Genomic DNA, 5723 nt, shown 5'->3' on the forward strand with positions numbered 1-5723 from the left:
GTCGGTGGCCACCACCGACGCGCCCTCCCGGGCGAAGAGTTCGGCGACGGCGCGGCCGATCCCGTTCGCGGCGCCGGTGACCACACAGGTCTTCCCGGCCAGCCGCCCGCCGGCCCCGCGGGGGGCCACGGTCTTCGCATCATCCATGACGCCGAACTGTAACGGCTCGGCGCCGGCCGGTGACACCCCCGGCCGCCCAGCCGCCGGGGCCGGCTACGGCTACGCCGCGACCCGGGCGTCCGTGGCGAGCGCCTCGGCGGCGGGGAGGTTGGGCTGGGGGTGGGTCAGCAGGTGCATGCCGGCCGCCAGGGCGCCGCCGAGCAGCGGGGCGAGCAGGAACAGCCACAGCTGGGAGAGCGCAGGGCCGCCCGCGAACAGGGCCGGGCCGAGGCTGCGGGCCGGGTTGACCGAGGTGCCGGTGAGCGGGATGCCGACCAGGTGCACGACCACCAGGGCCATGCCGATCGGCAGCCCGTCGAAGCCGGTCGCGGCGAGCCGGTGGGTGACCGCGAGGACCACGTAGACCAGCAGGAAGGTCAGCACGACCTCGGTCAGGAAGGCGCCGCCGGCGTTGATGTGGACCTGCGAGCGGTCGCCCCAGCCGTTGGTGCCGAGCTTGCCGTGCGTCTCCAGGCCCGGGACCTGCTTGGCGAGCAGCAGCACCAGGGCCGCGCCCGCTATGCCGCCGAGCACCTGGGCGACCCAGTACGACACCGCGGTGCGGCCGTCGATCCGGCGGGCCAGCAGGAAGCCGAGCGTCACCGCCGGGTTCACGTGGCAGCCGGAGATCGGCCCGATCGCGTACGCGAGGGCGAGGAGCACGAACCCGAACGCGAGCGCGATGCCCACCGAGCCGATGGCGTCCCCGGCCAGTACCGCCGCGCCCACCGCCAGCAGCACCAACAACAGCGTTCCGAGGAATTCGCCAACTACCGCGCGCTTGTCCATCCGGGTCCTCCAGACCTCGTCCGTACGGGCGGCCTGGCGCCGCCCGTCACACCCGGTCGACCTGTGCGTCCGCAGGGGCGGGCGCAGGCCGGCCGACCGGGTGATCCCGGTGATCACCGGGGTTCCGAGCGTCGAATTATTCCAAACGAGTGAAAATCGGACCAATCGGCCCTTAGGTCGCGATCAGGACGATCTTGCCCCGCAGGTGACCGCGCGCGCTCTCGGCCTGCGCCTCGGCGGCCTCCGCCAGCGGCAGCACCCGGTGCAGCGGCAGCGTCAGACCGCCCGCCGCGAGCAGTCCGAGCGCGCCGTTCAGCGCCGGACGGTCGTAGGGAACGGTCGCCTCGCCGCCGGTGAACCGGACCCCGTGCTGCTCGGCGCCCTGCCAGTCGGCGATGGTCAGCACCCGCTCCGCGCCGCCCGCCAGCTCGACCGACAGCGGCAGGACACCGCTCCCGGCCGCGTCCAGCACCCGGTCCACACCCCCGGGCGCGGCGGCGCGGACCCGCTCGGCCAGCCCCTCGCCGTACGCCACCGGCACGGCGCCCAGCTCGCGCAGGTGCCCGTGGTTGGCCTCGCTCGCCGTGCCGACCACCCGGATCCCCCGGACCCGGGCGAACTGCAGCAGCACCGTGCCGACGCCACCCGCCGCGCCGTGCACCAGCAGGGTGTGGCCGGACTCGACGCCCAACAGGTCGAGGCAGCGCCAGGAGGTCTCGGCCGCCACCGGGATCGCCGCGGCCTGCGCCCAGCCGAGCGCGGCCGGCTTGCCGACCAGCCGGTCCGCATCCGCCAGCACGTGCTCCGCGTACCCGCCGCCGTGCACCGCGCCGAGCACCTCGTCGCCGGTCCGCCACTCGGTGACGCCCTCGCCGACGGATTCCACCACGCCCGCGACCTCGTAGCCGGGGACGGCGGGGAAGGTGACCGGGAACAGCGCGGTCAGCGCGCCGGAGCGCACCTTGTGGTCGAGCGGGTTGACGCCGACGGCGCGCACCGCGATCCGCACCTGGCCGGGGCCCGGCGCGGGCAGCTCGACCTCGATCGGCCGCAGGACGTCCAAGCCGCCGTACTCGGCGAACCCGATGGCCTTGGTCGCGAGGGTTCCGGTACCGGAGTTGTCGCTCATGGGAAACACCCACCGTTCTTTCGCACCTGGGGACTTCACTCGTCCCGTGACCACTCCAGCCTGGTACGGACGGAGGAGCCGTCCGCCCCGCCGTTCGGGCGGTTCCGCCTGGCCGTTCGGACAGGCCGGCCGGGACCGGGCGCGAACTACGCTGATCGGCATGGTGGAACGGGCGCACGGCGACGACGGATACGGGAACGGCGGGACGGCGGGCCGCGGGGGGTGGTCCTGGGGCGACCCCGCGGGTGCACTGGCCCTCACCACCGAGGTGCTGAACACACCCCGGTCGAGGCTCCTGTCGAAGGTCTCCGAGGTGCTGGCCGAACTCGTCCCGCACATCGCGCTCGCCCAGCTGAGCGGAATCTGCACCTACTCCCCCGCGAGCGCCACCGGGCCCGAGGAGCTGTCCGCGCGGATCACCGGCGCCGAACTGGACCGGATCGGCCAGGAGGTGACGCCGGGACACCCCTGGCAGGGCGAGGCGGTGCTCGGCGGGCGCCCGCGCCCGGCGGTCGCCCTGGTGGCCACGCCGGCCGGCACCAGCGGCGCGCTGCTGGTCCTGGTCCGCGCCGAGAGCGGACCAGCCGGGGGACGTCCGCCGGCGCCGCTGCCCGATCAGCCACTGCGCGTGCTCCAGCAGTTGTGGGAGCTGCTGACCGCGCACTTCCACCACCGGGCCGTCGACGCCGCCCCCGCCAACGCCGCCGCCTCGCGCGCCTCGGCGAGCACCCGGGCGCGCACCATCGCCGAACTCGGCGACGCCCACGCCGCCGCCCTCTCCGCGATCCTCGCGCCGCTGCGCTCCGCCGCCCTGGACGACACCACCGCCCGGCGCAACGCCACCGACCTCGCCGTGACCGCCCTGCTCGACCTGCGCGGCGCCGCCGCCCTCGACCGCGAGCTGAGCGAGGAGCCGGCCGCCACCGCGTTCGCCCGACTCGCCGACGCGGTCAGGCCGTTACTGCGGCACAGCCCGGTCCGGCTGGACCTGCTGGCCCCGGCCGAGGGGGACCGCTCGGTCCCCACCGACACCGCGCACACCGCCCGCGCCGCCGTCGCCTCCACCGTGCTCGCCATGCTGGAACAGGACGGCGTGAGCCGCCTCCACGTGCGGTGGCAGTTCGTCGAGAACGGGCTGCGCGCGATGGTCCGGGACGACGGCCCGGGCCTGCTGACCGTCGACGCGCTCGCCGTCCACCGCACCGCCGACCGGATCGCCGCCCTCGCGGGCCGCCTGACCATCGACGCCGTCCCGGGCTGGGGCACCACGGTGACCGTCGACCTCCCCCTGCACGCCCCGGAGGCCTGCCCGGGCACCTCCGCCGACGCACTGGAGGGCCTGCAGCCCCGGGAGCTGGAGGTCCTCGACCAACTTGCCCGAGGCCGCCGCAACCGCGAGATCGCCACCGCCCTGCACATCAGCGAGTCCACGGTGAAGTTCCACGTCGCCAACATCCTGGCCAAACTCGACGTCACCTCCCGCGGCGAAGCCGCCGCCCTCGCCCACCGCGCCGGCCTCCCCACCCCCGCCCCAGCCCCTCTCCACGCCGCCTCCTGACCCCAGCCCCCGAACATCGACCCGGCCGAGCCACGCCCCCACCGAGGCGTCTTCGCCGCCCATCAAAACGGCGGCAGGCGATAGACCCGCCCACCCCGGGCTCCGGAGTGGGAAGTCGGCTCCATCGACTTCCCACTCCCCACCCACCCCCGGGCGAGGGGACCGGCGGGACGGCCGGACCCGGGCCGTCCGAACAACGGCGAGCGCGGGGCCAGGGCGGAGACAGACCGGCCCAAGCCACGCCCCGGCACAGGAAGTCGGCCCCACCGACCTTCCAATCCCCACGCCAACCACGGCTGGCCTTGGCCGCCAGCGAGAGCGGCGGCAAGCGCGGGGGCAGCGGGGGTCACGGCCGCACCCAAGGAGGACCGGGCCAGGCCACCCCCGGAACAGGAAGTCGGCCCCACCGAACTCCCCATCCCCACGCCAGTACAGCCAGCCTTGGGCGCCGGCGACGACCGGGGCAACGGGGGTCACGGCCGCGCCGAAGACCCCGGAGCAGGAAGTCGACCAGGCCGACTTCCCACTCCCCAAACCCAGCACGGCCGGGCGAAAGCATGGAGGGTCCGCGGAAACGACGGCCGACACAGGAACGCGGCAACGGACGTCACACCCTCACCGGAGTGGGAAGTCGACCAGGCCGACTTCCCACTCCTCAAGCCCAGCACGGCCGGGCGGGAGGTCGGATTCGGCCGGCTTCTCGTTGCCTCAGGGGGTCACGGTGGCGGGGACGCAGATCGTCTGGGGTCGGGCGCGAAGGTGGTGTCGCGGCCGTGGCCGAGTTGGAGCGTGACGGCGGCTCCGGACACGACCAGGGCCGAGGGCCGCCCAGGCGGCCACGGTTTCACCACTCCTTCGCCTCCTTCGGGCGGGTGCGGGCGCGCAGGTGGAGGCGTTCGCCCTGTTTGCCGAAGAGGCTGAGGACTTCGACGTCCCCCGTTCCCGTGGAGCCGAACCAGTGCGGGTTCTGGCAGTCGAACTCGGCCGCCTCGCCGGGGGCGAGGACGACGTCGTGTTCGCCGAGCAGCAGGCGGAGGCGGCCGGAGAGGACGTAGAGCCATTCGTGGCCGGTGTGGGTGGTGAGCGAGGGGGTCTGCTGGGCCGCCGGGATGGTGATCTTGAACGCCCGGGGTTCGGTGCGGTGGCGGGAGAGCGGGACGAAGGTGCGGCCGTCGGCCCGCCCCGGGTGCTGGTGGACGCGGGGGTCCTGGACGCGCGGGGCGGCGACGATCTCGTCGAGCGGGACGGCGAGGGCGGCGGCGATGGGCAGGAGGAGTTCCAGGCTGGGCTTGCGCTGCTCGGACTCCAACCGGGACAGCGTGCTCTTGGAGATGCCGGTCGCCTGGCCGAGGTCGGCCAGGGACATGCCCTTGCGTTCGCGCAGGCGGCGTAGCCGGGGGCCGATCTCGCGCAGGGTGGCGGCGATCGCGGGGTTGGCGTCCTGATCCATGTGGTCGATCGAAGCAGGCCGTCCCGGTTCCGGCAACGCGGCCTCCCGAATGGCGACGGTCAGGGGTGCCACGGCGGCTACCCGAGCGGGCGGCGCGGGAGGGGCAGCAGGTGGTGCAGCGGCCGGCCGGCGGCGGCCCAGCTCTCCAGGCGGGCGCGGTCGATCCAGTGGATCCCGTACTGGTCGCCCCAGGCCATCGCGTCGCGGGTGAGGCCGCCGTTGGTGACGACCACGGCGACGTCGGCGCCGTGCACCGGACCGGCCGTCCCCTTGACCTGGTACATCACCTGTACGCCGACCTTGGCGCCGACGGTGGTGTGCTTGGCCTGGAGGACGATCCGGCCGTGCCGGGGGTGGTGGCCGATCACATCGGCGGCCTGGTCGCCCTGCCGGCCGACCTGGTCCGCCGTCCAGCCGTCGCGGACCAGCAGGTCGCGCAGCGCGTACTCGAAGTCCTGGTCGCCCATCGCGTCCACCTCGGCGAGGCTGAGGCGCAGGCCGGCCAGCCGTTCGGCGCGGGTGCGCTCCAGCATCGGGCCGCACGCGGCGCCCGCGAGGGCGAGCAGCGCGACGGCCGTGAGGAAGACCCAGGACCGCAGCAGCGCCTGGGTGGCGCCGAGTACCGCGACGGCGGCCGC

Annotated in this window: 6 protein-coding genes; 1 reads left to right on the forward strand and 5 read right to left on the reverse strand. The window is 74.8% G+C overall.

The genetic code is table 11. The features are described from left to right. From ABD308_RS39770 to ABD308_RS28085, 3 genes are all read right to left on the reverse strand, one after another. A partial coding sequence (locus tag ABD308_RS39770) for an SDR family NAD(P)-dependent oxidoreductase (RefSeq protein ID WP_425554868.1) occupies positions 1-147 on the reverse strand: 147 nt, incomplete at its 3' end. A 72-nt stretch (positions 148-219) separates the two neighbouring features. After that, positions 220-948 (reverse strand): MIP family channel protein, encoded by a 729-nt coding sequence (locus ABD308_RS28080; RefSeq protein WP_344340267.1) that lies wholly within the window; start codon positions 946-948, stop codon positions 220-222. A gap of 172 nt (positions 949-1120) precedes the next feature. Beyond that, the gene (locus tag ABD308_RS28085) at positions 1121-2077 is read right to left on the reverse strand and encodes an NADP-dependent oxidoreductase (protein WP_344340273.1); all 957 of its coding nucleotides are present in this window, start codon (positions 2075-2077) and stop codon (positions 1121-1123) included. A 160-nt stretch (positions 2078-2237) separates the two neighbouring features. On the opposite strand from ABD308_RS28085, the gene ABD308_RS28090 reads away from it, so the two are divergent. Further along, on the forward strand, positions 2238-3635 hold the full coding sequence (locus ABD308_RS28090) for a helix-turn-helix transcriptional regulator (RefSeq protein WP_344340276.1): 1398 nt from the start codon (positions 2238-2240) through the stop codon (positions 3633-3635). Positions 3636-4479: 844 nt separating this feature from the next. Here ABD308_RS28090 and ABD308_RS28095 read toward each other — a convergent pair. Continuing rightward, the gene (locus ABD308_RS28095) at positions 4480-5085 is read right to left on the reverse strand and encodes a helix-turn-helix domain-containing protein (RefSeq protein ID WP_344340281.1); all 606 of its coding nucleotides are present in this window, start codon (positions 5083-5085) and stop codon (positions 4480-4482) included. Positions 5086-5162: 77 nt separating this feature from the next. Beyond that, a partial coding sequence (locus tag ABD308_RS28100) for a restriction endonuclease (RefSeq protein ID WP_425554867.1) occupies positions 5163-5723 on the reverse strand: 561 nt, incomplete at its 5' end.

Origin of the sequence: Kitasatospora putterlickiae (assembly GCF_039527695.1) — a bacterium.
Classification (GTDB): domain Bacteria; phylum Actinomycetota; class Actinomycetes; order Streptomycetales; family Streptomycetaceae; genus Kitasatospora; species Kitasatospora putterlickiae.